The organism is Yoonia sp. R2-816, from assembly GCF_046762905.1.
Taxonomy (GTDB): Bacteria; Pseudomonadota; Alphaproteobacteria; order Rhodobacterales; family Rhodobacteraceae; genus Yoonia.
Map to the genome: position 1 here is coordinate 15,196 of NZ_JBKQXN010000167.1, position 20,219 is coordinate 35,414.

Annotated in this window: 24 protein-coding genes; 11 read left to right on the forward strand and 13 right to left on the reverse strand. The window is 61.6% G+C overall.

What is annotated here, in order from left to right:
• Positions 1-12: 12 nt before the first annotated feature.
• Positions 13-402: a DUF983 domain-containing protein gene (locus ACFWW2_RS05885; protein ID WP_393926911.1), complete on the reverse strand. Its 390-nt coding sequence runs from the start codon at positions 400-402 to the stop codon at positions 13-15.
• Positions 403-614: 212 nt separating this feature from the next.
• Between ACFWW2_RS05885 and ACFWW2_RS05890 the strand changes: the two genes are divergently transcribed.
• The 4 genes from ACFWW2_RS05890 (at position 615) to ACFWW2_RS05905 (ending at position 2,583) form a co-directional block, all read left to right on the forward strand.
• A complete protein-coding gene (locus ACFWW2_RS05890) occupies positions 615-1,097 on the forward strand; it encodes an EF-hand domain-containing protein (protein ID WP_393926913.1) in 483 nt (160 codons plus the stop codon).
• A gap of 74 nt (positions 1,098-1,171) precedes the next feature.
• Positions 1,172-1,759 (forward strand): RNA polymerase sigma factor, encoded by a 588-nt coding sequence (locus ACFWW2_RS05895; RefSeq protein WP_393926915.1) that lies wholly within the window; start codon positions 1,172-1,174, stop codon positions 1,757-1,759.
• The gene (locus ACFWW2_RS05900; protein ID WP_393926918.1) at positions 1,752-2,111 is read left to right on the forward strand and encodes a hypothetical protein; all 360 of its coding nucleotides are present in this window, start codon (positions 1,752-1,754) and stop codon (positions 2,109-2,111) included. Before ACFWW2_RS05895 ends, ACFWW2_RS05900 begins: the two co-directional genes overlap by 8 nt.
• Positions 2,104-2,583 carry a periplasmic heavy metal sensor gene (locus ACFWW2_RS05905; protein WP_393926920.1) on the forward strand — a complete coding sequence of 160 codons (480 nt, stop codon included), beginning with the start codon at positions 2,104-2,106 and terminating at the stop codon, positions 2,581-2,583. The genes ACFWW2_RS05900 and ACFWW2_RS05905 overlap by 8 nt, the downstream gene beginning before the upstream one ends.
• Here the strand turns inward: ACFWW2_RS05905 and ACFWW2_RS05910 are convergent.
• A complete protein-coding gene (locus tag ACFWW2_RS05910; RefSeq protein ID WP_393926921.1) occupies positions 2,572-3,960 on the reverse strand; it encodes a diguanylate cyclase in 1,389 nt (462 codons plus the stop codon). The genes ACFWW2_RS05905 and ACFWW2_RS05910 overlap by 12 nt on opposite strands.
• A 97-nt stretch (positions 3,961-4,057) precedes the next feature.
• On the opposite strand from ACFWW2_RS05910, the gene ACFWW2_RS05915 reads away from it, so the two are divergent.
• Positions 4,058-4,336 (forward strand): DUF3572 domain-containing protein, encoded by a 279-nt coding sequence (locus ACFWW2_RS05915; protein WP_393926922.1) that lies wholly within the window; start codon positions 4,058-4,060, stop codon positions 4,334-4,336.
• Here the strand turns inward: ACFWW2_RS05915 and ACFWW2_RS05920 are convergent.
• Positions 4,333-7,515 (reverse strand): 2Fe-2S iron-sulfur cluster-binding protein, encoded by a 3,183-nt coding sequence (locus ACFWW2_RS05920; RefSeq protein WP_393926923.1) that lies wholly within the window; start codon positions 7,513-7,515, stop codon positions 4,333-4,335. The genes ACFWW2_RS05915 and ACFWW2_RS05920 overlap by 4 nt on opposite strands.
• A 56-nt stretch (positions 7,516-7,571) precedes the next feature.
• Between ACFWW2_RS05920 and ACFWW2_RS05925 the strand changes: the two genes are divergently transcribed.
• A complete protein-coding gene (locus ACFWW2_RS05925; RefSeq protein ID WP_393926924.1) occupies positions 7,572-8,270 on the forward strand; it encodes an HAD family hydrolase in 699 nt (232 codons plus the stop codon).
• Between the two features lie 87 nt (positions 8,271-8,357).
• Complete coding sequence (locus ACFWW2_RS05930) at positions 8,358-9,914, forward strand: trimethylamine methyltransferase family protein (RefSeq protein ID WP_393927002.1); 1,557 nt, start codon at positions 8,358-8,360, stop codon at positions 9,912-9,914.
• A gap of 9 nt (positions 9,915-9,923) precedes the next feature.
• On the opposite strand, the gene ACFWW2_RS05935 is transcribed toward ACFWW2_RS05930, so the two are convergent.
• Together ACFWW2_RS05935 and ACFWW2_RS05940 are read right to left on the reverse strand one after the other, a co-directional pair.
• A complete protein-coding gene (locus ACFWW2_RS05935) occupies positions 9,924-10,244 on the reverse strand; it encodes a hypothetical protein (RefSeq protein WP_393926925.1) in 321 nt (106 codons plus the stop codon).
• 141 nt (positions 10,245-10,385) lie between these two features.
• The gene (locus ACFWW2_RS05940; protein ID WP_393926926.1) at positions 10,386-11,270 is read right to left on the reverse strand and encodes a zinc ABC transporter substrate-binding protein; all 885 of its coding nucleotides are present in this window, start codon (positions 11,268-11,270) and stop codon (positions 10,386-10,388) included.
• Positions 11,271-11,406: 136 nt separating this feature from the next.
• On the opposite strand from ACFWW2_RS05940, the gene ACFWW2_RS05945 reads away from it, so the two are divergent.
• The 4 genes from ACFWW2_RS05945 (at position 11,407) to ACFWW2_RS05960 (ending at position 13,988) form a co-directional block, all read left to right on the forward strand.
• Positions 11,407-11,883: a transcriptional repressor gene (locus ACFWW2_RS05945; RefSeq protein ID WP_393926927.1), complete on the forward strand. Its 477-nt coding sequence runs from the start codon at positions 11,407-11,409 to the stop codon at positions 11,881-11,883.
• Positions 11,880-12,626 (forward strand): ATP-binding cassette domain-containing protein, encoded by a 747-nt coding sequence (locus ACFWW2_RS05950; RefSeq protein WP_393926928.1) that lies wholly within the window; start codon positions 11,880-11,882, stop codon positions 12,624-12,626. The genes ACFWW2_RS05945 and ACFWW2_RS05950 overlap by 4 nt, the downstream gene beginning before the upstream one ends.
• Complete coding sequence (locus tag ACFWW2_RS05955) at positions 12,626-13,423, forward strand: metal ABC transporter permease (protein WP_393926929.1); 798 nt, start codon at positions 12,626-12,628, stop codon at positions 13,421-13,423. Before ACFWW2_RS05950 ends, ACFWW2_RS05955 begins: the two co-directional genes overlap by 1 nt.
• A gap of 88 nt (positions 13,424-13,511) precedes the next feature.
• Entirely contained in the window at positions 13,512-13,988 is a 477-nt protein-coding gene (locus ACFWW2_RS05960; protein ID WP_393926930.1) for a CAP domain-containing protein, read from the forward strand.
• An 82-nt stretch (positions 13,989-14,070) separates the two neighbouring features.
• Here ACFWW2_RS05960 and dtd read toward each other — a convergent pair whose 3' ends face one another.
• The 8 genes from dtd to ACFWW2_RS06000 are packed head-to-tail and all read right to left on the reverse strand — an operon-like array spanning position 14,071 to position 20,218.
• On the reverse strand, positions 14,071-14,508 hold the full coding sequence (gene dtd / locus ACFWW2_RS05965; protein ID WP_393926931.1) for a D-aminoacyl-tRNA deacylase: 438 nt from the start codon (positions 14,506-14,508) through the stop codon (positions 14,071-14,073).
• Entirely contained in the window at positions 14,505-15,410 is a 906-nt protein-coding gene (locus ACFWW2_RS05970) for a carbohydrate kinase family protein (protein WP_393926932.1), read from the reverse strand. Before ACFWW2_RS05970 ends, dtd begins: the two co-directional genes overlap by 4 nt.
• 21 nt (positions 15,411-15,431) lie before the next feature.
• Complete coding sequence (locus ACFWW2_RS05975) at positions 15,432-16,520, reverse strand: primosomal protein N' (replication factor Y) - superfamily II helicase (protein WP_393926933.1); 1,089 nt, start codon at positions 16,518-16,520, stop codon at positions 15,432-15,434.
• The gene (locus ACFWW2_RS05980) at positions 16,520-16,942 is read right to left on the reverse strand and encodes a hypothetical protein (protein ID WP_393926934.1); all 423 of its coding nucleotides are present in this window, start codon (positions 16,940-16,942) and stop codon (positions 16,520-16,522) included. The genes ACFWW2_RS05975 and ACFWW2_RS05980 overlap by 1 nt, the downstream gene beginning before the upstream one ends.
• Position 16,943: 1 nt before the next feature.
• A complete protein-coding gene (locus ACFWW2_RS05985; RefSeq protein WP_393926935.1) occupies positions 16,944-17,507 on the reverse strand; it encodes a cytochrome b/b6 domain-containing protein in 564 nt (187 codons plus the stop codon).
• Between the two features lie 10 nt (positions 17,508-17,517).
• Complete coding sequence (locus ACFWW2_RS05990) at positions 17,518-18,606, reverse strand: SPFH domain-containing protein (protein WP_393926936.1); 1,089 nt, start codon at positions 18,604-18,606, stop codon at positions 17,518-17,520.
• A 17-nt stretch (positions 18,607-18,623) separates the two neighbouring features.
• Entirely contained in the window at positions 18,624-19,259 is a 636-nt protein-coding gene (locus ACFWW2_RS05995) for a hypothetical protein (protein WP_393926937.1), read from the reverse strand.
• Positions 19,259-20,218 carry a DUF2927 domain-containing protein gene (locus ACFWW2_RS06000; protein ID WP_393926938.1) on the reverse strand — a complete coding sequence of 320 codons (960 nt, stop codon included), beginning with the start codon at positions 20,216-20,218 and terminating at the stop codon, positions 19,259-19,261. The genes ACFWW2_RS05995 and ACFWW2_RS06000 overlap by 1 nt, the downstream gene beginning before the upstream one ends.
• Position 20,219 lies beyond the last annotated feature (1 nt).

Consider the following 20,219-nt stretch of genomic DNA (forward strand, 5'->3'; position numbering starts at 1 on the left):
TCCCCTGACGGGTCAGACCTTTTGCCCGAACCCATGCATGCGCTTTGCCCACTGGATGCCAACGACCATCCCTTTGAGCCTTGGCAGAAGGTAAAGCGAGAGGGCCACCGCGCCAACCGCCAAAATCGTCCCCATGACCAAAGGGTCAGGGCGGAACTGGACCCACATGAAATGCATGGCAAAGCCAAGGATATGCGCGACCAGCAGGATCGTCAGGTAAGCCGGACCATCATCGGCGCGATGATGGTGCAGTTCTTCCTGACAGACAGGGCAGTCATGGGTGACTTTCAGATAGCCTTCGAACAGGGCCCCGTCGCCGCAATTGGGGCAGCGGCGGCGCAGCCCGTGCCAGATGGCGGGTTTCATGGGCCGTTCCTGCGGGTTGGTCTGGGCGTCTGACATCTGCGGCACTCCGGGTCTGATTAACGCGTCATGGCGCATCAATGCGGAATTTGAAAGGGGGCAGAGCGGTTTTGCGTCTGCGTGTCACAGGGTTGACGTTGGGGTAAGCGCATTTTCGCAAAAATTCGCGACGGAAGTTCCCCCGGTATCCGTTGAAGGAGGGTCAGCAGCCAAGACACGCTGCGATGAAGCAAAAAAGTAAGGATGCAGGAATGAAAACGCGACTTTTGATGATGGCCCTTTTGTCGGGCACGGTGATGGCTTCTGGCGCGGTTGAGGCCCAAGGCCCCCGCGAGCGCCCGGATTTTGCGACACTGGATGCCAATGGTGATGGTGTCGTGACACTGGAAGAACTGCAGGCGCAAGGTGCGGCCCGGTTTGCCGCCCGCGATACCAATGGCGACGGTGCCCTGTCTGCTGAAGAACTGGAGGCCGCAGGGGCCGAGCGGGTATCGGAACGCGCGGCCCGCATGCTGGAGCGTCTGGACACCAATGGTGATGGCCTGCTGCAACAATCCGAGCTGCAGGCACGCGGCGGTGACCGGATGGCGGAAATGTTCGACCGTGCCGACGCCGACGACGATGGTGCGATTTCAGAAGATGAATTCGCCGCGGCAAAGGAACGGCGCGGTGGACGAGACCGTGACGGCGGCGGTCGCCGTGGTAATGGCAATGGCCCCCGCGGCCGCAACTGATCCGGGCATCGGCGGGGGGCGCCTCACCCCCTGCCGATGGACTTGGCGCCCTGATCTGGCTAGCAAAGCGAGACATGACAGCAGCACCCGATCCCGCGACCCCGGTGTCCGACGCCGCATTGCTGGTGGCCTTTGCCAATGGCGATGGTCAGGCGGCCACCGATCTGGCGGCCCGGCTGTTGCCGCGTGTGCTGGCACAGGCCACGCGCATGTTGTCTGATCATGCCGAGGCCGAAGATGTGGCGCAGGACGCCATGATGCGCCTGTGGAAAATCGCGCCCGACTGGCGGCAGGGCGAGGCGCAGGTCAGCACCTGGATGTACCGGGTAGTGGCCAATCTGTGCACCGACCGGCTGCGCAAACGGCGCGGGGCGATGTCACTGGATCAGGTGGCCGAACCGGTCGATGGCACGCCCAGTGTCACCACCCGGATGCAGACCGATCTGCGGATGCGCGCCCTGTCGGATGCATTGGCCCGGTTGCCGGACCGGCAGGCACAAGCGGTGGCGCTGCGTCACCTTGAGGGGCTGTCCAACCCCGAAATTGCGCAAATCATGGACATCAGCGTGCGGTCGGTGGAAAGTCTGACAGCGCGCGGCAAACGGGCTCTGGCCGATATCATGGCCGGACGAAAGGCAGAACTGGGGTATGACGATGACTGACCCGAATGACAAAATGCTGGATGATCTGTTCGCTGAGGCGCGGGACGTGAAACCGGCTGTATCCAAGGATCTGATGGCGCGCGTGCTGGCGGATGCGGATGCGGTGCAGCAGGCGAAACCGGCAGATGTGCCGCCCACCGCCCCCGGATTTTGGCCCCGGTTTTTCGATCTGGTCGGCGGATGGCCGGCGATGGGGGCGCTGACCGCAGCAACCGTTGCGGGTCTCTGGTTCGGCGTGGCCCCCCCGGCTGTGGTCGATGAGTTTGCGGCGGGATTGACGGGCGATGTTGTTTCGGTCGATCTGTTTTCCGGCGCTGATTTTCTGACAGGTGAGGGGTTTGCGGATGGCTGAACCGGTGAGCAGCAAACCGTCGCGCCTGTGGCGGATGATCTTTGTGATCTCGCTGGCGCTTAACCTGGCGGTTGTGGGGCTGGTTGTGGGGGCTGTGGCGTCTGGGCGTCTGGGTGACGGGCCGCCACGGGCGTTCGATCTGGGGCTTGGTCCGGTGGCGCGCGCCCTTGATCCGCAGGAACGGCGCGCCATCGGCATGGCCTTGCGCCGCGATACCGGCCTGCGCCGGGGCGAGATGCGCGCCCAGACGGCCCTGATGATTGCCAGTTTGCGGCAGGATCCGTTTAACCCCGACGCCCTGCGCGACGTGATCGCAGAGCAGCGTGCACGTCTGGGCGATATCCAGAACGCGGCGCAGGAGGCTTTCATTGATCAGATCACGGCGATGTCGCCGGAACGGCGTGCCGCATTTGCCGATATTCTGGAACAGGAGTTGTCGCGCCCGCTGCGCGAGCGCCGGTCAGGCGGCTGATTTACTAAGCGCCACCTGATCGCGCCCAGCGGATTTGGCCGCATAAAGGGCGGCATCCGCCAGATCGCACATGCGCGTGAGTTCTGTCTGATGCATCCCGTTCTGGCCACTGACAGCAACACCAACCGATGCGGTGACCCGCAGCTTTGGTCCGCCATCACCGAGATCAAATGGGCGGCAATTGACCAGCCTGCGCAGCCGGTTAGCCGCGTTGCGGGCTTGCACTGCGCTGGTGCGCGGCATGGCGACCAGAAATTCCTCACCGCCGACGCGGGCGACCAGATCAATCGCGCGCAGATTTTCGCGCAGCCGGTCGGCCAGTTGCACCAGCACCTTGTCGCCAGCCGCGTGCCCATAGGTGTCATTCACGGATTTGAAGTAGTCGATATCCAGCATCATCACCGCCAGTTCGCGCCCTGATCCGCGCGACTGTTCGGCAAGCCGGGTCAGATGCGATTCCACATAGCGCCGGTTATAAAGCCCGGTCAGCGGGTCAGTCACGGCCGCATGCAGCCCGTTGCGCACGGTATCGCGCAGCCTGTCATGCAAGAGCTTGCGCCGGATCAACGCCTTGGCCCGCAACGACAATTCGCCTTGCGAGGTGCCGCTGGTGACGATGTCATCGGCGCCCAGATCAAGGAACATGGCTGCCATGTCGGGTTTCCCATGGGGGACCACGATCAGCTGGGTCGACTGCCGGGTTTCGGACCGCGACCGCAGGTCAGAGACAAGCCGGAACAGGGCGTGCTGGCTGGTGTCCGACGATGCGTCGATGACAAATAGATCGGGCACTGGTGTGACGGCCGTTGCCTTCAGGACCCCGGCTGTCGACAACGTGCGAACCGGCTGGCCAAGACCCTTGCCCAGCATAGTCAGCAGATTGCCGTCCTGCATATCCTCTGGCGACAAAAGGGCGACATGAGCGGCTGTTTCAAACAGCGCGTTCGCCTCTTCAAAGCCAAGGGCGCGGCTGGTGCTGTCGCGCAGCAGCAGTTCCTGGCTGGCGCTGCGTACGCGCAAGAGGCTGCGGATACGCGCCAACAGCAGCGTGTCATTCATTGGGCGCGGCAACACGTCATCGGCGCCGACATCAAGGGCGGCAAACCGTGCCTTGGATGTGTCGGCCACGCCCACGGCGATCACGGCAATTCCGGATGTCTGCGGATCGTTTTTCAGGGTGCGGCAGAACTCGTGCCGATCCTCGACCGGGTCAGACAGGTTGATGAGAATCAGGTCGGGGCGGTTGGTGGAAATGATTGCTTCGGCCTCGATCCGGCTGGAACAGGCATCGACAGAGAATTGTGCGGCCAGCATTTTTACTTTCAACACGATGCGGTTCGTTGCAACGGTATCAATGATCAGGATTCGGCCGGACATTCTCTTATCCTTTTGGTATGTCGTTCTACGCTTCTGCGTTGGCTCAACTTCTGTCCGAATGGTTAAAAAACAGTTTCTGTCTGAATAAGGATTCCTAATGGAACATGAACATGCGCAGACAATCGCCTACCAGGCACTGGGGTGGCTGGTGGCGCATGAGGAGCTTTGCCCGGTTTTTCTGGGATCGACCGGCGGATCGGTCGACGATTTGCGTGATAAGGCAACAGACCCTGCATTTCTGGCATCGGTTCTTGAGTTCATCACGATGGATGACAAATGGGTCATGGAATTTTGTGATGGTGCCGGTCTGGCTTATGACCAGCCGTTGCGCGCCCGTTATGCACTGCCTGGCGCGGGCGAGGTTCACTGGACCTAAAGGTCGATTGTGATGGTCCCGTCGCGGTCTGCCGCGCGGCTTTGGCAGAGAATCATTTCGTGATCGCGCTGGGCCTTCGACAGCACGAAATCACGGTGTTCGACGGCCCCGTCGATGACCCCGCATTTGCAGACCCCGCAAAGCCCATCGGCGCATTTCAGGTCCACATGGACACCCGCCGCGATCAGGGCGTCAGCCGCTGACTGGTCCGCCGCAACCGGGATCTGCCGTCCGTCTTTCAGTGCCAGCGAGAACGGGTGGTTTTCGTAATCCGGCTGTTCGGGCACGGCGAAATATTCCAGATGCCGCGCGTCTTCCGGAAAGCCGTTCTGCGTGGCGGCATTGATCACGGCGGCCATGTAGGCATCTGGTCCGCAGGTGTAAATATGCGCGCCTTTTGAATAGGTTGCGAGTTTGGGCAGGTCGGCGCGCGTGCCTTCGTCGCTGATATGCAGATGGACCTTGTCGGCCCATGGCACTGCCGCCAAATCGTCAAGGAACCCGGCATCCTGCCGGTTGTGGCAACTGTAATGCAGGGCGAAATCGGCGCCGATGGCGTGCAGCCGGTGCGCCATGGCGATCATCGGGGTGATGCCGATTCCGCCGCCCATCAGCAGCGTTTTTGCGGCATCTTCGACCAGCGGGAAATGGTTGATGGGTCTGGAGATGAAAACCCTCCGTCCTTCGGTGAAGATGCGGTGCATCAGTTTTGATCCGCCGCGCCCGATATCCTCGCGCAGGACGGCGATCTGGTATTTGCTGCGGTCGGCGGGGTCGCCCGAGAGCGAGTATTGGCGAAAGAATTCCGGGGCCACGACCACGTCGATATGCGCGCCGGCCGTGGCTGGTGGCAGGTCGGACCCGTCGGGCAGGGAAAATTCATATTTGGTCACCGCGTCGGTCATCTTTGTGACCTTGCTGATCACCACCTGCATGACCGGGGCGTCGCCTGTGACGGGCGTATAGACATGTTCCGGGGCAAGCCCCTGTTCGCGCCGTTTGCGGTGTTCATCTGCGTCGATCATGGCCTGATAGGCGGCGATCCCGGCCTCCCGATCCATGGGGTAGGGCCAGGGGTAGGGCGGCGGTGCCAGGGGGGCCGGGTAGACCGCGAGAGTCTGATCGGCGAACCGCAGATCAAGGTCCTTTTGCAGGTCGCGTTTGTTCACCGAATGGCGGGACGGGCGATAGGCGCCGTCATCCTCCATCTCAAGATCCCACCACCATTTCTTGACCGGGTTGATCGCGCCCTTGCCGGCCAAATCGTCCAGTTTCGCCAATGCCCTGGCCGCTTGTGGTACGGTCATGGCCAGCTTGCGAAACGGGGCTTCGGCGAACAACCCTTCGAGGTTCCAGGGGCAGGTTTTCATGCAGCGCCCGCACATCGCCCCGTTCTTCTGGCTGACACGGTAGGTGGTGCATTTCTGACTGTCGGATTTCCAGATCTCGTAGCCGTTGAACATCAGCTTTGGCCCGGCGGTGATCGCCCCTGACGGGCATTCGCGGGCGCATTTGTTGCAGGCATCGCAAAATTTCTGCAGGCCGAAATCAATCGGCTTATCATGGGTCATCGGCATGTTCGTCGTGACCACGCCGGATTTCAGGCGCGGGCCGAGGAAGGGGTTCAGGATCACCTCGCCAATCCGGCTGACCTCGCCCAGACCGGAGAGGAGCAGGAGCGGCGGGTGCAGCACCTCGTCATCCATCACCGAATGGACGCGGGCGGTGTAGCCCAGATTGCGCAGATGCTGCGCCAGCACGCCGCCCAGCAGAGAGAACCGCAGATAGGCGCGCATGGACTGGGCGCAGGCGATCCAGTCATCGCCGGATGCGCCCTCCATCGTTTCGTGCCCCTGATCGATGATCATGGATATCGCGTTGCTATGGTAGGGGGTGATTGGCTGGCCCGCTGCGTCGTGGCTGTAATAGGTCCAGTCCGGGCAGGCAGAGAGGCCGACCGCATTGACGCCGAGGAAATAGAGGGCTGATTTGATGTTTTTGGCGTTCAGATCCGGGTTATGTGTGGTTTTATGCTGTTCCGCCGCCTGGCCATCCTGCAGCAGGACGAATGCCCCGAGCGACGGGCGAAAGGCAAAGGCGGCGGCGGACTTACGCACGTAATTGCCGTTCTTCGTCGCCTCCTGCACCTGTTTGCCCATGTCGCCGAAGAGGCCGCGGGCGAACATGTTGGCCCGTTTCGGGACGCGCGCCACGTTGGGACGGTCGATGTATGTTGTGGGTTCGTCGATGCGCTTGAGCGTCTCAAACGGGTGCGGACCCATGGCGAAATCGCGGGTCGCGTAGGGGTCGCGGGTGCGGGCGGATTTGGCATGGTCGCCCAGCCCGGTGCGATAGCTGGCAGGCGGTTGCTGGCCCGGCGCAATCGGCTGATCGGGGGTCATGGCGAGCGTCGTGGTGATCGCGGCCAGACCGTAACGGTCGCCGGTGAAGGGGTTGCGCAGGCTGCCATCCTCTAACGCGACCAGCCCGGATTGCAGCGCCAGGGCGCCCAGATGCATATCGGACGCCGCCATGGAATGCGCCCGCGCGTCATAGCCCAGCGTGCGGATGTAGCTGGCCAGCGTCACTGCGGTTTCCATCCCCCGCAGGCAGGCCCGATGATCGAGCGCATCGCGGATCCAGCCGCCCTCATCAGCGCGGGGATCGCGAGGGTGGTCATAAAGAAACACCAGCGCATGGGTGTGGTGGCGGCAATCGGTGGGAGGCAGTGCCATGCTTTCGCGCAGGCCCGCCATGATCACGTCGATGCCGGCGGCCAGCGTTTTCGGCTGCATTGTGCGCAGCTTGTCGGCCAGCCGGTCCAAATCGGGGTTGATCACGGGTGCGTCCAGCCAGGCCGCGTCGGGGATCAGGCAGGTGCCCACCATAGACGCATCGCAATAATAGCCGAACGCCTTCAGGTGATTGGCCCGTTCGGTCAGGTCATCGGGGATCGCGGCCATCTCGCGCTTGACCATGCCGTCGCGGGTCGCGTCCAGCATCGCCTGATAATCCTGCATCGCGTTGACGATGCTGAGCGGGTCATCCGGCCGCCGGAACGACAATCCCGTGAAGGGCTGTAATCCCGCGACATCAATCGTGGATTGACGCCGCAGACGTTCCAGTGGAAACGGACCCAGATGCATCGGGCGGTTCTTGTAGGATCGCAGCTTGAGCATTTCCGCAACCTCAGCCGGGCGCGGGCCAGTGTCAATGACCCCAAAGGACCAGTGACGTGATCAAAGGTATCATCTTCGACAAGGACGGGACGCTGTTCGATTTCAACGCCACATGGGGTGCCTGGACCCGGCGCATGCTGGAGGCCGAGGTGGGCGGCGACCCGGCCCTGTTTGACGCACTGGCCGAGGTGATGGGGTATGATCCCGTGGGCGAGCGTTTCCATCCGGGCAGTGTGGTGATTGCCTCAACCGTCAGCGAAACCGCCGATCATATGTTGCAGGTTCTGAAGGGTGTCGACAAAGCCGACCTGATCGCGCGGATGAATGCCGCCGCGACCCAGGTGGTGCAGGTCGAGGCCGCACCGCTGGTGCCCTATTTCGATACGTTGCGTCAGACCGATCTAGCACTGGGGATTGCCACCAATGATGCGGAATCGTCGGCGCTGCGCCATCTGGAACGTGCGGGCGTCAGGCAGCATTTCGATTTCATCGCGGGTTATGACAGCGGCCATGGTGCCAAACCCGGTCCCGGCCAGATGCAGGCGTTCTGCGCGCTGACGGGGCTTGATGCCGGAGTTTGCGCGATGGTGGGCGACAGCCTGCATGATCTGGATGCAGGCCGCGCGGCGGGTATGCTGACCATCGGCGTGCTGACCGGCCCCGCCCCGGCCGAAGAACTGGCACCGCAGGCCGATGTCGTGCTGCCCACGATTGCCGATATTCCGGGCTGGTTGCGCGGGCAAAGCCTGCTCTGATCCTGCCACCGACACGACCTGTCGCTTTTGCGTGATATTCGCCCGCCCGCCGGTGGCACCATTGCTGCGATAGCAGAGGGTGACACCATGGCAGATGGAAAACCAAAACGGCGCGGCGGCGGCCGGGCAGGGGCCGCGACCCGGCGCGGTACGGCGGCGATCGAACAGATGCCGTGGCGGCTGCCTGTCAATACCGACCGCCCGACCGAACCGCTGACCGAGGAAGGCGTACAGGCGATCCATGACGGGGCGATGCGCATTCTGGAAGAGATCGGGATCGAGTTTCTGAACGAAGAAGCGTTGGAGATTTTCAGGGAGGCCGGGTGCCGCGTGGACGGCACTAACGTGCGCATGGGCCGCGATTGGGTCATGGAAATGCTGGGCCATGCGCCAGCACAGTTCGCTATTACCCCGCGCAACCCAGACCGCAGGATCACCATCGGCGGCAAGCACATCCTGTTCGGAAATGTGTCGTCGCCGCCCAATTACTTCGACCTTGAGATCGGCAAGAAGGTATCGGGCAGCCGCGCCCAATGTGCCAACCTGTTGCGCCTGACCCAGTATTTCAACTGCATCCATTTTGCGGGCGGCTATCCGGTGGAACCTGTGGATATCCACGCCTCCGTCCGGCATTTGGATGTGGTGCATGACAAGCTTTTGCTGACCGATAAGGTGGTCCATGCCTATTCGCTGGGCCGCGAACGGGTCGAGGACGTGATGGAGATGGTCAAGATCGCGGGTGGGCTGAGCGAGGATGAATTCGCCGCCAAACCGCATATGTATACCAACATCAACTCCACCTCGCCGCTGAAACATGATGTGCCGATGATCGACGGGTGCCTGCGCTGTGTGCGGCGCGGGCAGGCGGTGATCGTGACCCCCTTTACGCTGGCGGGTGCCATGGCCCCGGTGACGATGTCAGGCGCCGTGACCCTGTCAATTGCCGAGGCGTTAAGCGCGATAGCCCTGTTCCAATATGTCCGCCCCGGTGCCCCTTGCGTGATCGGAACCTTCACCAGCAACGTGGATATGAAATCAGGCGCGCCAGCCTTTGGGACCCCGGAATACATGCGCGCCACCCAGATGACCGGGCAGATGGCCCGTTTCTATGGCTTGCCGATGCGCGCCTCTGGCGTGTGTGCGGCCAATGTGCCGGATGGGCAGGCGATGTGGGAGACATCGAATTCCCTTTGGTCCGCCGTGCAGTCGGGCACCAATATCGTCTACCATGCCGCAGGCTGGCTTGAGGGCGGCTTGGTGGCCAGCCCCGAGAAATTCGTGATGGATTGCGAAGTGTTGCAGATGATCCAACGCTATATGGAGCCAGAGGTGGTCGCGACCGGCCCTGGCGATATCGCAATTGACGCGATCAAGGAGGTCGGTCCGCAGGGCCATTTCTTTGGCATCCAGCACACGCAGGACCGCTATGAAAAGGCGTTTTATCAACCCATCGTGTCGGACTGGCGCAACTTCGAAGCGTGGGAAGCCGCAGGCGGCATCTGGACCGCGGAACGGGCGCATCGAACCTTCAAGGATATTCTGAACACGTTCGAGGCACCGCCCATCGACGACGGCATCAAGGAAGAGCTTGCCGCCTTTGTGGACCGGCGGAAGGCCGAAGGGGGTGCGCCGACCGATTTCTAGGCGCGTCGCCTACTGGACGGCTTCGATCTTGCCCGGTCCGCGATAGACATAGGCATGGTTCGGCTTGACAAGAAATTCGCCTTCACTCTTGTTGTCTGCGAAGACCTTGAACATTGATCCGCCCGCTGCGACCAATCCCGAATAGCCATGCGCAATCACCGGTTTGACGAACGGGATGGTCATAAAAATGTCGCCGCCGTTATAACAATAGAATTGCACGGTCTTGTTGCTGTCATTGTAGACCAGCGCTGTTCCGGCATCGAGAGCCTTTGCAATACCCGCAGCCTGATCGACGAAGGTGTTTACGTCCACTTCTCCGTTCACTTTCATCTTCGACGCCATGATCAATACCTTTCCTGAACCAACAAAATAATCGTCATGGGATACGCTGTTCTGATCGGCCTCACAGTGAGAATTGGCACAGTGGCCGATCAGGGTCGTTGTCAGCGGACGTATCGTATCTTTCCGACCCTAGCTATCAGCGGCAAGGCAGGTCGAAAAGGCCGTACCCAAACGGTTCAACATCTCCGCATAGAGCCCCGCCCCGGCATCCAGACCGGCGCCGACCGCATCAATCTGCGCTGTCTTGGCGTCGGTGCCCTCAATCACCAGCGTTGCCCAGCCACCCCCGATTTCGGCGTCGCTAAAGACGCAGGCCACGCCATCCTCTGCCATTTGTTCACGCAAGGTGGCGACCTGCGCAGGGCCCGGGTCGCGGGCGTCAATCCCGGCAATGGCCCCGCTTGCGGTCAGGCCAAATCGCGCCTCAAAATACTGATAGCCGTCATGGGGCAGGATATAGGCGCGGTCAGCGACCGGGGCCAGATCGGCGGTGAGCCTTTGTTGCAATTCGGCAAGCGCATTGGCCGCATTGGCCGCATTTTCCGCATAGACCGCTGCGTTTTCAGGATCGGCGGTCGCCAACTGATCGGCGATGGCTGCCAGCCAGACCCGTGCAATCGCCGGATCAACCCAGGCGTGCGGGTCAAACTCGCCGTGGTCATGCTCGTTATCATGATCGTGGCCGTGTTCATCGTCATGGCCATGCTCATCATGATCATCACCATGGTCATCATGCGCTTTATGATCGCGCACCTCCAGCGGGTCCCATCCGGGCGCCTCCAGCAGTTCCAACCGGGCTGCTTGCGGGGCCAGCGTTGTGAGTGGCTCCTCCAGCCACGGGGTCAGGCCGTGACCGACCCAGATGACCACATCGGCCGCACCCAACGCCTGTGCATCGCTGGGGCGTAGCGCAAAATCATGTGGGTCGGCGCCCGGCGGCAACAGCAGGTCAGGCGTGCCCAGATCGCCCATGACTTGTGCGGTCAGGCTATGGATCGGGGCGATATCCGTCATCACCCGGGGCACATCGGCAAAGCCAATTGATGGCAAAAGACATAGTGTAGCAAATAAATGACGCATGATTCGGCCCTTGTTCTTTGAAATCGCTGCCGATATAGAGCGTATGTTATAACATCACAAGGTGGCAAAAATGCCCGACACGCTGGGTTTCGCCAAACATGATCACAGCTCCTGCGTGCAAGCGGCCCTCAGCGCGGCAGAGGCGGCCTGCGCCACACGCAAGGTGCAACTGACGCCCGTGCGCCGCCGGGTGCTGGAAATCCTGCTGGAAAGCCATGCGGCCATGGGCGCCTATGACATGCTGGCCCGGCTTGATGCGGAAGGGCTGGGATCAAAGCCGCCGATCGCCTATCGCGCGCTGACATTTCTGGTCGAACAAGGCTTTGTGCATCGGATCGAACGGCTTAATGCCTTTATCGCCTGCGCCCATCCCGGGGCCACCCATGACCCGGCCTTCATGATTTGCCGGGGCTGCGGCAAGGTGGCCGAGGCGCTAGCGGGTGAGGCGCTGGGATCAGAGGCGGAAAGCAGCGGCTTTCGGATCGAACAGACGGTGATCGAAGCCGAAGGGTTATGCCCGGGATGCCAGGAAGGTGCCGCATCATGAGCCTGATTGCGGCCAAGGGTGTCGATGTCCGCTATGGCGGGCAGCGGGTTTTGCAATGTGTCGATATCGCCATTGAACAGGGCGAGATCGTCACGATTGTCGGGCCGAACGGGTCTGGCAAATCGACCCTGTTACGGGTTTTGGTGGGCGCGCTGAAGCCGCAGAAGGGTCAGGTGACGCGCGCGCCAAAACTGCGGATCGGCTATGTGCCGCAAAGGCTGCATATTGATCCGACGCTGCCGATGACGGTCAATCGGTTCCTTGATCTGCCCGTACGTGTTGGCCCCGAAGACGCCGCCAGCGCCTTGCGACAGGCCGGGGTGCCGGGCGTTGGCAAACGGCAGATGGCGGATTTGTCAGGGGGTCAGTTTCAGCGCGTGCTGCTGGCCCGCGCCATCCTGGGCCGCCCTGATATCCTGATGCTGGATGAGGCGACACAAGGGCTGGATCAGCCGGGGTCCGCCGCATTCTACCGGCAGATCGAAGCGGTGCGCCGCGATTTGGGCTGTGCCGTGCTGATGGTCAGCCACGAATTGCACGTGGTGATGAGCGCATCCGACAGGGTGATCTGTCTCAACGGTCATGTTTGCTGCGAAGGCACGCCCGAGGTGGTGTCTGCCGCACCGGCCTATCGCGAATTGTTCGGGACAGGCACAGGCGGAGCGCTGGCCCTATATCGGCACGAGCATGATCACGGGCATGATCACGATCACGACCACCATCATCATGAGGCTGCGGAATAATGCTGGACGATTTTCTGGTCCGGGTTGCCCTTGCGGGTGTCGGCACGGCCATCGCGGCGGGTCTTTTGGGCTGTTTCGTGGTCTGGCGGCGCATGGCCTATTTCGGCGATGCAACGGCCCATGCCGCCGTGCTGGGCGTGGCACTGGCGCTGGGCTTCAACATCTCGATCTTTGCCGGGGTGGCGGTGGTCGCGCTGGCCATGGCGCTGCTGATCTATGCATTGGCGGAACGCGATGCCTCTATTGATACGTTGCTGGGGGTGCTGGCCCATGGCGCGCTGGCGCTTGGTCTGGTGGCGGTGGCCCTGATCCCCGGCCAGCGGATTGATCTCGATGCCTATCTGTTTGGCGATGTGGTGACCGTGACCCGCTGGGATCTGGCGGTGATCTGGGGCGGCGCATTGCTGGTCTCTGCCGTGCTGTGGTGGAACTGGTCTGCACTGCTGACCGCGACGCTCAGCCCTGATCTGGCCTATGCGGCGGGCATCAATCCACGGCGCGAACAGTTGATCCTGACCCTGCTACTTGCCGCTGTCGTGGCGGTTGCGATCAAGGTTGTGGGGGCTTTGCTGATCACCGCGCTGCTGATCATCCCGGCGGCCACTGCGCGCCGATATGCGCATACGCCGGAACGCATGGCGCTGTTATCGGTCGTGATTGGCATCCTTGCTGCCATTGCCGGTCTGCGGGTTGCCCTTTTGCTAGATACACCTGTCGGGCCGTCAATCATCTGCATCGCCGCCCTGATGTTCGCAATTGCCACGATTGGCGAACAATTGCGCAGGATTGGCGCGTAATTGCCGCCTGTCTGCCCAGCCACTGCCTCAGCATTGCCGCGTTCCCTTGTCACATTCTAAGGCGAGAATGGGACAAAGGGACGTTCAGATGAAGCGAATTGCGATATGCGTTGCAGGGGCCGCCATGGCCATGATCGTTAGTCAGGCTGCGGCCCAAAGCTGTGCGACACCAGAGAATGTCAACGCGCTGGCCACTGAAATCGCAGCTGGCGTCAACGCAAGCCGTCGGGCCAATGGGCAGGCGCCCTTGCAGTTCAACCGCCGGTTGGGACGTGCGGCGATGGCCCATGCCTGCGACATGCAGGTGAATGGTTTCTTTGATCACCGTGGTTCTGATGGCTCCAACTCACAGGCGCGCGTGCAGCGTGCGGGCTATAATGATTGCATCGTGGCGGAAAACATCGCCTGGGGCTATCCGCGATCGTCGCAGATCATCAATGGCTGGATGAACTCCCCGGGGCATCGCCGCAACATGCTGCATCCCCGGATCGAGGAGTTCGGCATCGGGATCAGTCAAGGACCCAAGGGCCCTTACTGGGTGCTGGTGGTCGGCAAAAGTTGCTAAGACGTGGGATGGGTCAAGACCCATCTTACGCAAGATCGTCTGTATCGGCTTTGCGGCAACGTAAGATGGGTTTTAACCCATCTCATACGTCCATCCAGATTGTGATCGGCCCGTCATTCGTCAGATTGACAGCCATATCCGCACCAAATGATCCCGTCGCGGTCGGAATGCCCAAAGCATCCATATCCCCCACAAACTGCTCGTAGAGTGCACGGCCAAGGTCCGGTTTGGCTGCCGCCGAAAACCCAGGCCTGTTGCCGCGTGACGTGTCGGCGGCGAGTGTGAACTGGCTGACGATCAGGGCGGCACCGCCGGTATCAAGCAGCGACAGGTTCATCTTGCCTGCGTCATCGGCAAAGATGCGCAGCTTGCTGATCTTGGCTGCGAGTGCTGCGGATCTCGCGGAGTCATCCCCCTCCATCGCGCAGACAAGGATCAGCAGGCCGGTGCCGATTTCGCCGATGGTTTCATCGGCGACGGTGACGGATGCGTGGCTGACGCGCTGGATCAGCGCCCTCAAAGCTCAGACGCCCATGGCGGGTTGGCGCCCGCGCGGCTGACTGTGATCGCGGCGACCTTCGCCCCGAACGCCGCCGCCTTGCGCAGGTCATCGGCGGATGCATCGCTCAGCGTTGCTTTGGTCAGGTGCCCGCTGCGATGCATCTGCGCCAGAAACCCGGCGCTGAAAGTGTCGCCCGCGCCGACCGTGTCGACGACCGTCGCCTTTTCGGCAGCAACATCGAACTGGTTGTCGGGTGTCAGGACCTTCACGCCGTCTGCGCCGCGTGTCAGCAGGATCACTTTGGCGGCAGTAGTGTCGAACAGAGCAGCCGCATCGGTTCCACCGGTGATCCAGTCCAGATCCTCGTCAGAGGTCTTGATGATATCGGCGGCACCCAGCATCCGGGTCAGGCGGGCGCGATAGGCGGCCTCGTCGGTGATGAAGGACGGGCGGATATTGGGGTCGATCATCGTGACGCGTGTTGCGGCTTCGCGTAGCATCAGCGCCTCATAGGCCGCACCGCAGGGTTCGACGACCAGCGATATGCCCCCGAAAAACAGTGCGTCGGCCTGCGTTTGGGGCAGATCATCCTGCGACAGCATCCGGCCAGCGGTGTTTTCGTCGTAGAACGCATAAGAGGCATGGCCATTGGTCAGCGTGACAAAGGCCAGCGTCGTTGGGCGGTCGCTGATCGCCGCTGGCGCGCTGTCCACGCCTGAGGCGGTCAACTCAGCGCGCAGGATATCCCCGAAGAGATCAGATGACAGACCCGAAAAAAACTGCACCGGTGCGTCGAGCCGCCCCAAAGCAATCGCCGTGTTGAAAACCGACCCCCCGGCATGAGGCGCAAATGCGTTTCCGCCATCGGTGGTCTGCCGGGGCAGCATATCGATCAGCGCTTCGCCGCAGCATAGGATCATCGGCTTTCTCCCCCACAAATTCTACTGGCTGTTAGCGATAACAAATCCCACGCCAAGCGCAAGGATCGTTCCGATCACCACGGCAATCGCGATCTTCCATGCGGAATAGGGGCGTTCACCCTGCACTCGGCCTGTGCGCCCGTTGACCACAAAGCGATAGGTGCGGCCTCGGTATTTGTAGGCGGCGAGCCAGACTGGCAGCAGGATATGCTTGAACGTCACATCGCTGATCGCCGTGTCCACATCGCTGACCCGCTGATCGTCACCGCCGATATCGTATTTCACATCGCGCAGGATCATCCGGTCCATATAGGCACGCGCCTCCGTGAACCCGTCGGTCAGTTCGACCTGATAACCTTCGGCCCGGAACCCGGCGAGGTATTCGGGTTTATACGGCTCCAGCGCCGACAAATCCCACGGCTCCAGCCCATCTGTGTATTTCTTGGGCAAGGACCGGGATGCAAGCACCAGCACATCGTCAAAGAACCGCGCCACCCGGCCAGAGACACCGCGCCAGCGGGTTTTGCGCACGCGGACATTCTTGCGCTTGCCATCGCGGACGACGGTTTTGGTTTCGTAATAATGGGTGCCGCGCTGGCCGCGATAGCGACTTTTGGTGTCCGCGTCGAAGGTCCAGTAGGGCACATAGATGCCGTTCATCTTGCGCCCCTTGCGGGCATATTCGGTCAACCCGTTGGGGGCAAACCACAGGCTGCCCAGCCAGTCGGTCAGCGCCTTGCGCGCCGATCCTTCATCCAGACCAAAGGGCAGGAGCCCGCGTGGTTTGATATGCCGGTGGGTGCCGGTGTCGGTGACAACCGGGGTAGCGCAGAACGGACATTCGGCGGCGTGCGTATCGGCGTCAAATTCGGTGCTGGCCCCGCAATTGGGGCATGTGATGACGCGCGTTTCCTCCATCTCTTCGGCGGCCAGCCGGTTTTCAACCGCATCGCGGAAATCCAGTTCCTTGATGCCGCCGGCGGTGTGCCGTGTGCCTTCGATCGGTTCGATATTGCCGCAATGATCGCAGACCAGCCGGTGATCGCCGGGATCAAAGCGCAGGTCGGACCCGCAGGTGTCACAGGGAAATCGGTGTTCAGCTTCGGTCATCAGAGGATCTTGTGGACAAATCGGGGGGTCATGGCGCGCAATGCACCGTCATACAGAACATTATGCCGCCAGAAATGAAAGAGGCCATGGAACGCCGCGCCGGCCAGAAGGAGAAGAAGCGGGATCCAGCCAGTATCATGCGGCGCAATGTTGAAGAGGGCGGCGGCGTTCGTAGCGACCGCAAGGGTCAGCAGCGCATACATCCCCCGGTGCATCCACGGATAGGCGTTGCGCAGCGGGCCCTGCAGTTTCGGCCCCGGTTTGCACAACATCCCGCACAGGGCCGTCATGCCGAGCCACAGCCCGCCCGCCAGCACAAAGGCCCAGCGGATGTAAGTATCGGACGTGCCACCCTTGACCATCATCAAGGCCAGAAGCAGGACCGACCAGTGCAGCAGGATTGTCAGGCGGCGGCGGGTCACCCTACAGGAACCGGTGCAGGAGTTTCGGGGCCATGATGCGCAGCGCGTTGTCGCGCAGCCGAACATGTCGCCAGATATGGAACCCGGCGTGAACGACCACAATCGCGCCGAGGATGTAGAATTCATAGATATGGATTGTCCCCGCGATTTCGTTCGCATCGGGCCAGTTCATCGGCGGAGCGATGGGCAGGAAACCCCCGGCCTTGAGCAGTTTGGAGGATGTCAGCCCCAGAAGAAACCCGGTCAGCGCGACCCCGGCGAGGCCCAGAATGATTGTCTTGTGCAGGATCACGTGGAACCTGCGCGCCCGTGGTCCCAGCTTTGGCCCCGGCCGCCCGGCCAGCCCGCGCCGCAGATAATCCACTGTCCAGATCAGGCAAATGGTCACAAAGACAAGGGCGAGGACCGAATGGAACCGGAACGCGGCTGGGCCGAAGGGCAGCACATCATCCGGTGTGACAAAGATGAACCAGATCAAAAGCGGGATCATCGCGGCATGGCTGACCTTCAGCCATGTGCGGCGATGGGGCAGCAGGTGGGTGAAACGTGCAAATCCCGTGCCCATGCCGCTTGCCTCATGTTCCCGGTGGGGGCGGGGGCATCACGGTGAAAAGCTGCGCCAGTTCGGCCACATCCTCGGCCCGCATCCAGCCATCCTGGCCTTGCGTCCAGACCATGCTGTCGCGGTTCAGGCTGCCATCGGTCACCTTGCGGCCCATGGCGGCCTTGGAAAAGGGTCCGCTGACCTCGCCGCCATCGGCGATGTGCCAGACATGTTCGACAGGTGGCGGTGGTGGCGGTGCGGCAACCGGGCTTGCGCCCGCCTGGATCATATTGCCCATCTGCATCCCCAGACCGGCCCCCATGCCCATGCCCATGGCACCACCGGCGGCAGAGCCTTCCATGGTCATGGATTCAGCAGCTTTCCATTTCATGTGTTCGTCCAGATTGCCGGCCATTCCGCGTGATGTGCGGGCATCCAGCGCCTCTTCCACGGCGGGTGGCAGGCTGATGTTTTCGATATAGAGCTCGGGGATGGTCAGGCCATATTGCTTCATCGTCGGATCAATCGCATTGGCGATCAGCTTGCCCAGATCAGCCGTGTTGGCGGCCATATCAAGAACGGGGATACCCGATGACGCAATCGCCCGGCTGAATTCCTGCACGATGATGTTGCGGATCTGATAGCTGATCTCGTCCATGGTGAATTCGCCATCCGTGCCCACAATCTCGCGCAGGAAGACGGCAGGATCAGCGACCTTGACCGTATAGGTGCCAAAGGCGCGCAGGCGGGTCGGCCCGAATTCAGGATCGCGCAGCATGATCGGGTTCTTGGTACCCCATTTGAGGTTAGAAAACCGGGTTGTATTGACGAAGTATATTTCCGATTTGAACGGGCTTTTGAAACCATGATCCCAATGCTGTAGCGTGGTCATGATCGGCATATTGTTGGTTTCAAGCATATAAAGGCCCGGCGTGAATACATCGGCCAGCTGGCCTTCATGCACGAACACGGCGGCCTGTCCCTCGCGAACGGTCAGCTTGGCCCCGTATTTGATCTCGTGATCCTCGCGCTCGAACCGCCAGACCATGGTGTCGCGGGTGTTGTCGGTCCAGTGAATGACGTCGATGAACTCGCCCGTCAGAAAATCGAAAATGCCCATGTTGGGTGCTCCTTCAATCAGGAAATGCGTTTGGTGCAGGTTGGTGGCGTCAGCCAGTCGTCGCCTGCGGTGATGAACTGCGCAAACAAGGCGATCATGTCGCCATCTGCGTCAAACAGAGCTGTCACAGGGTAGCCACCGTCGCCCCATCCGCTGCCGCTGAGCGGAAATCGTGTGCCATCTGGCAATTCTGCCAGAAAGGGGCCGGGGTAAAAACTGTCGATCTGTTCGGCATATGTCCCAGCGTAGAGGTCCCCGTGATCCCGTGCATATTTCTCGAGTGCTGCAATTTCCGATGCGGTTGCAAATGCCGCCAACCCGGTATCGACACCGATGAAGCCTGCATCCTGACCGCAGACAAATGGGGCGTCCGACCAAACCAGCGCAAGAATTGCCGTGCGCTCGTCGGGATCCGCCTGGTTCAACCCGATGACGGCGGCTTCGGTCGTTGGGACAGAAATCGGCGCGCGGTTTGCACCGAACAATGTCAGTGGATCGATCCCGAAAACATGGCCATCATTGGCCACCCACTGACCAGCATAGGAAAAGTCGGTTCCAAGCCCGAGGTTTGTCTGGACCCACTGCCCAAAATCCTGTTCGGCATTGCTCAGGCAGGGCAGCAGAGTGAAACATAGAGTGGTTGCCAAGCGCATCAACTGGCACCTCCGGCCAAGTATTCGCGTGCGATGACCCGCGCGATCGGTGCAGCCTCAGCAGGGGGCATGCCGGTGCGCAGGCGGCGATCGTAGAGCATGCGCAGCAGCAATTCGTCATGGGTGGTCAGCAGCCCGAATTCCTCGTCATCATTGAAGATCGAGGGGCGCGCCTGTGGGCTGTCATTGGCAAGGCCCAGCCCCTGTGCCAGTTCTTCGTGGATACAGGCAGAGCGCATCAGGTTGGGATGTTCGGCCCGGATGATTGCCACCGCCTTTTGATAGCTGGCCCCGCCGGGGGAAAACGTGCCGATCACCACGCAAAGCTGATCGCGGGGCAGATTGATGATTGCCCGCAATGTCGCCTCGCCCAAGCCGGGGATGATCTGGCGCAGGCGCGCCGCTGCCCCGCGCCGGTCGTCCTCGTTCAGAAACAGGACGTGATAGTTGGGGTTGCGATCCGTCTGGGTGATCGGCACGCTGGTCAGCCGGGACAGGCGGGCGGCATAAGCACTCACGCTCGCGGTATCCATCGCTTGCTGATCGGGGGGGACAGAGGGGCCAAATTCGACAGACATGCGAATTGGTGTCTCCCACCGCCGCAGCTTGGATACGGTGGCCTGAGGGCTGCGGAAATCGCTGTCATCGCGGTATTCATTGAACAGGGCGATGCGCACGAAATTGCGCGCCAGTTGCGTGTCGGTAAAGGGCGTGTCCGGCCCGCCGCCGTCGCCGCGCAGCAACCCTTGCGTCAAGAGGTCATTTTGCAGGCGGCGATAGTAGACGGCCAAATCCTTGCTGGCCTGGCTGGGTTCGACCACTGGTGGTGGCGGCGGATCAGGTCGTTCGACCGGCGGGTCAACCGGGGGCGGCGTGACTGGCGGAAACAGCTCGGCGCAGCCCGCCAGCCCCATCACAAGGGCAACCGATAAACCACGCACTGAGAACCGCCCCGCCATC

Bases quoted from the DNA above. Each gene is read 5' to 3' on its own strand.
- ACFWW2_RS05895 (WP_393926915.1), top strand. From the start codon at position 1,172: ATGACAGCAGCACCCGATCCCGCGACCCCGGTGTCCGACGCCGCATTG.
- ACFWW2_RS05945 (WP_393926927.1), top strand. From the start codon at position 11,407: ATGCCCGACACGCTGGGTTTCGCCAAACATGATCACAGCTCCTGCGTG.
- ACFWW2_RS05950 (WP_393926928.1), top strand. From the start codon at position 11,880: ATGAGCCTGATTGCGGCCAAGGGTGTCGATGTCCGCTATGGCGGGCAG.
- ACFWW2_RS05915 (WP_393926922.1), top strand. From the start codon at position 4,058: ATGGAACATGAACATGCGCAGACAATCGCCTACCAGGCACTGGGGTGG.
- ACFWW2_RS06000 (WP_393926938.1), bottom strand. From the start codon at position 20,218: ATGGCGGGGCGGTTCTCAGTGCGTGGTTTATCGGTTGCCCTTGTGATG.
- ACFWW2_RS05975 (WP_393926933.1), bottom strand. From the start codon at position 16,520: ATGACCGAAGCTGAACACCGATTTCCCTGTGACACCTGCGGGTCCGAC.
- ACFWW2_RS05990 (WP_393926936.1), bottom strand. From the start codon at position 18,606: ATGGGCATTTTCGATTTTCTGACGGGCGAGTTCATCGACGTCATTCAC.
- ACFWW2_RS05930 (WP_393927002.1), top strand. From the start codon at position 8,358: ATGGCAGATGGAAAACCAAAACGGCGCGGCGGCGGCCGGGCAGGGGCC.
- ACFWW2_RS05970 (WP_393926932.1), bottom strand. From the start codon at position 15,410: ATGATCCTATGCTGCGGCGAAGCGCTGATCGATATGCTGCCCCGGCAG.
- ACFWW2_RS05900 (WP_393926918.1), top strand. From the start codon at position 1,752: ATGACTGACCCGAATGACAAAATGCTGGATGATCTGTTCGCTGAGGCG.
- ACFWW2_RS05885 (WP_393926911.1), bottom strand. From the start codon at position 402: ATGTCAGACGCCCAGACCAACCCGCAGGAACGGCCCATGAAACCCGCC.
- ACFWW2_RS05920 (WP_393926923.1), bottom strand. From the start codon at position 7,515: ATGCTCAAGCTGCGATCCTACAAGAACCGCCCGATGCATCTGGGTCCG.
- ACFWW2_RS05960 (WP_393926930.1), top strand. From the start codon at position 13,512: ATGAAGCGAATTGCGATATGCGTTGCAGGGGCCGCCATGGCCATGATC.
- ACFWW2_RS05905 (WP_393926920.1), top strand. From the start codon at position 2,104: ATGGCTGAACCGGTGAGCAGCAAACCGTCGCGCCTGTGGCGGATGATC.
- ACFWW2_RS05935 (WP_393926925.1), bottom strand. From the start codon at position 10,244: ATGAAAGTGAACGGAGAAGTGGACGTAAACACCTTCGTCGATCAGGCT.
- ACFWW2_RS05940 (WP_393926926.1), bottom strand. From the start codon at position 11,270: ATGACGGATATCGCCCCGATCCATAGCCTGACCGCACAAGTCATGGGC.
- ACFWW2_RS05995 (WP_393926937.1), bottom strand. From the start codon at position 19,259: ATGCGCTTGGCAACCACTCTATGTTTCACTCTGCTGCCCTGCCTGAGC.
- ACFWW2_RS05910 (WP_393926921.1), bottom strand. From the start codon at position 3,960: ATGTCCGGCCGAATCCTGATCATTGATACCGTTGCAACGAACCGCATC.
- ACFWW2_RS05890 (WP_393926913.1), top strand. From the start codon at position 615: ATGAAAACGCGACTTTTGATGATGGCCCTTTTGTCGGGCACGGTGATG.
- ACFWW2_RS05955 (WP_393926929.1), top strand. From the start codon at position 12,626: ATGCTGGACGATTTTCTGGTCCGGGTTGCCCTTGCGGGTGTCGGCACG.
- ACFWW2_RS05985 (WP_393926935.1), bottom strand. From the start codon at position 17,507: ATGGGCACGGGATTTGCACGTTTCACCCACCTGCTGCCCCATCGCCGC.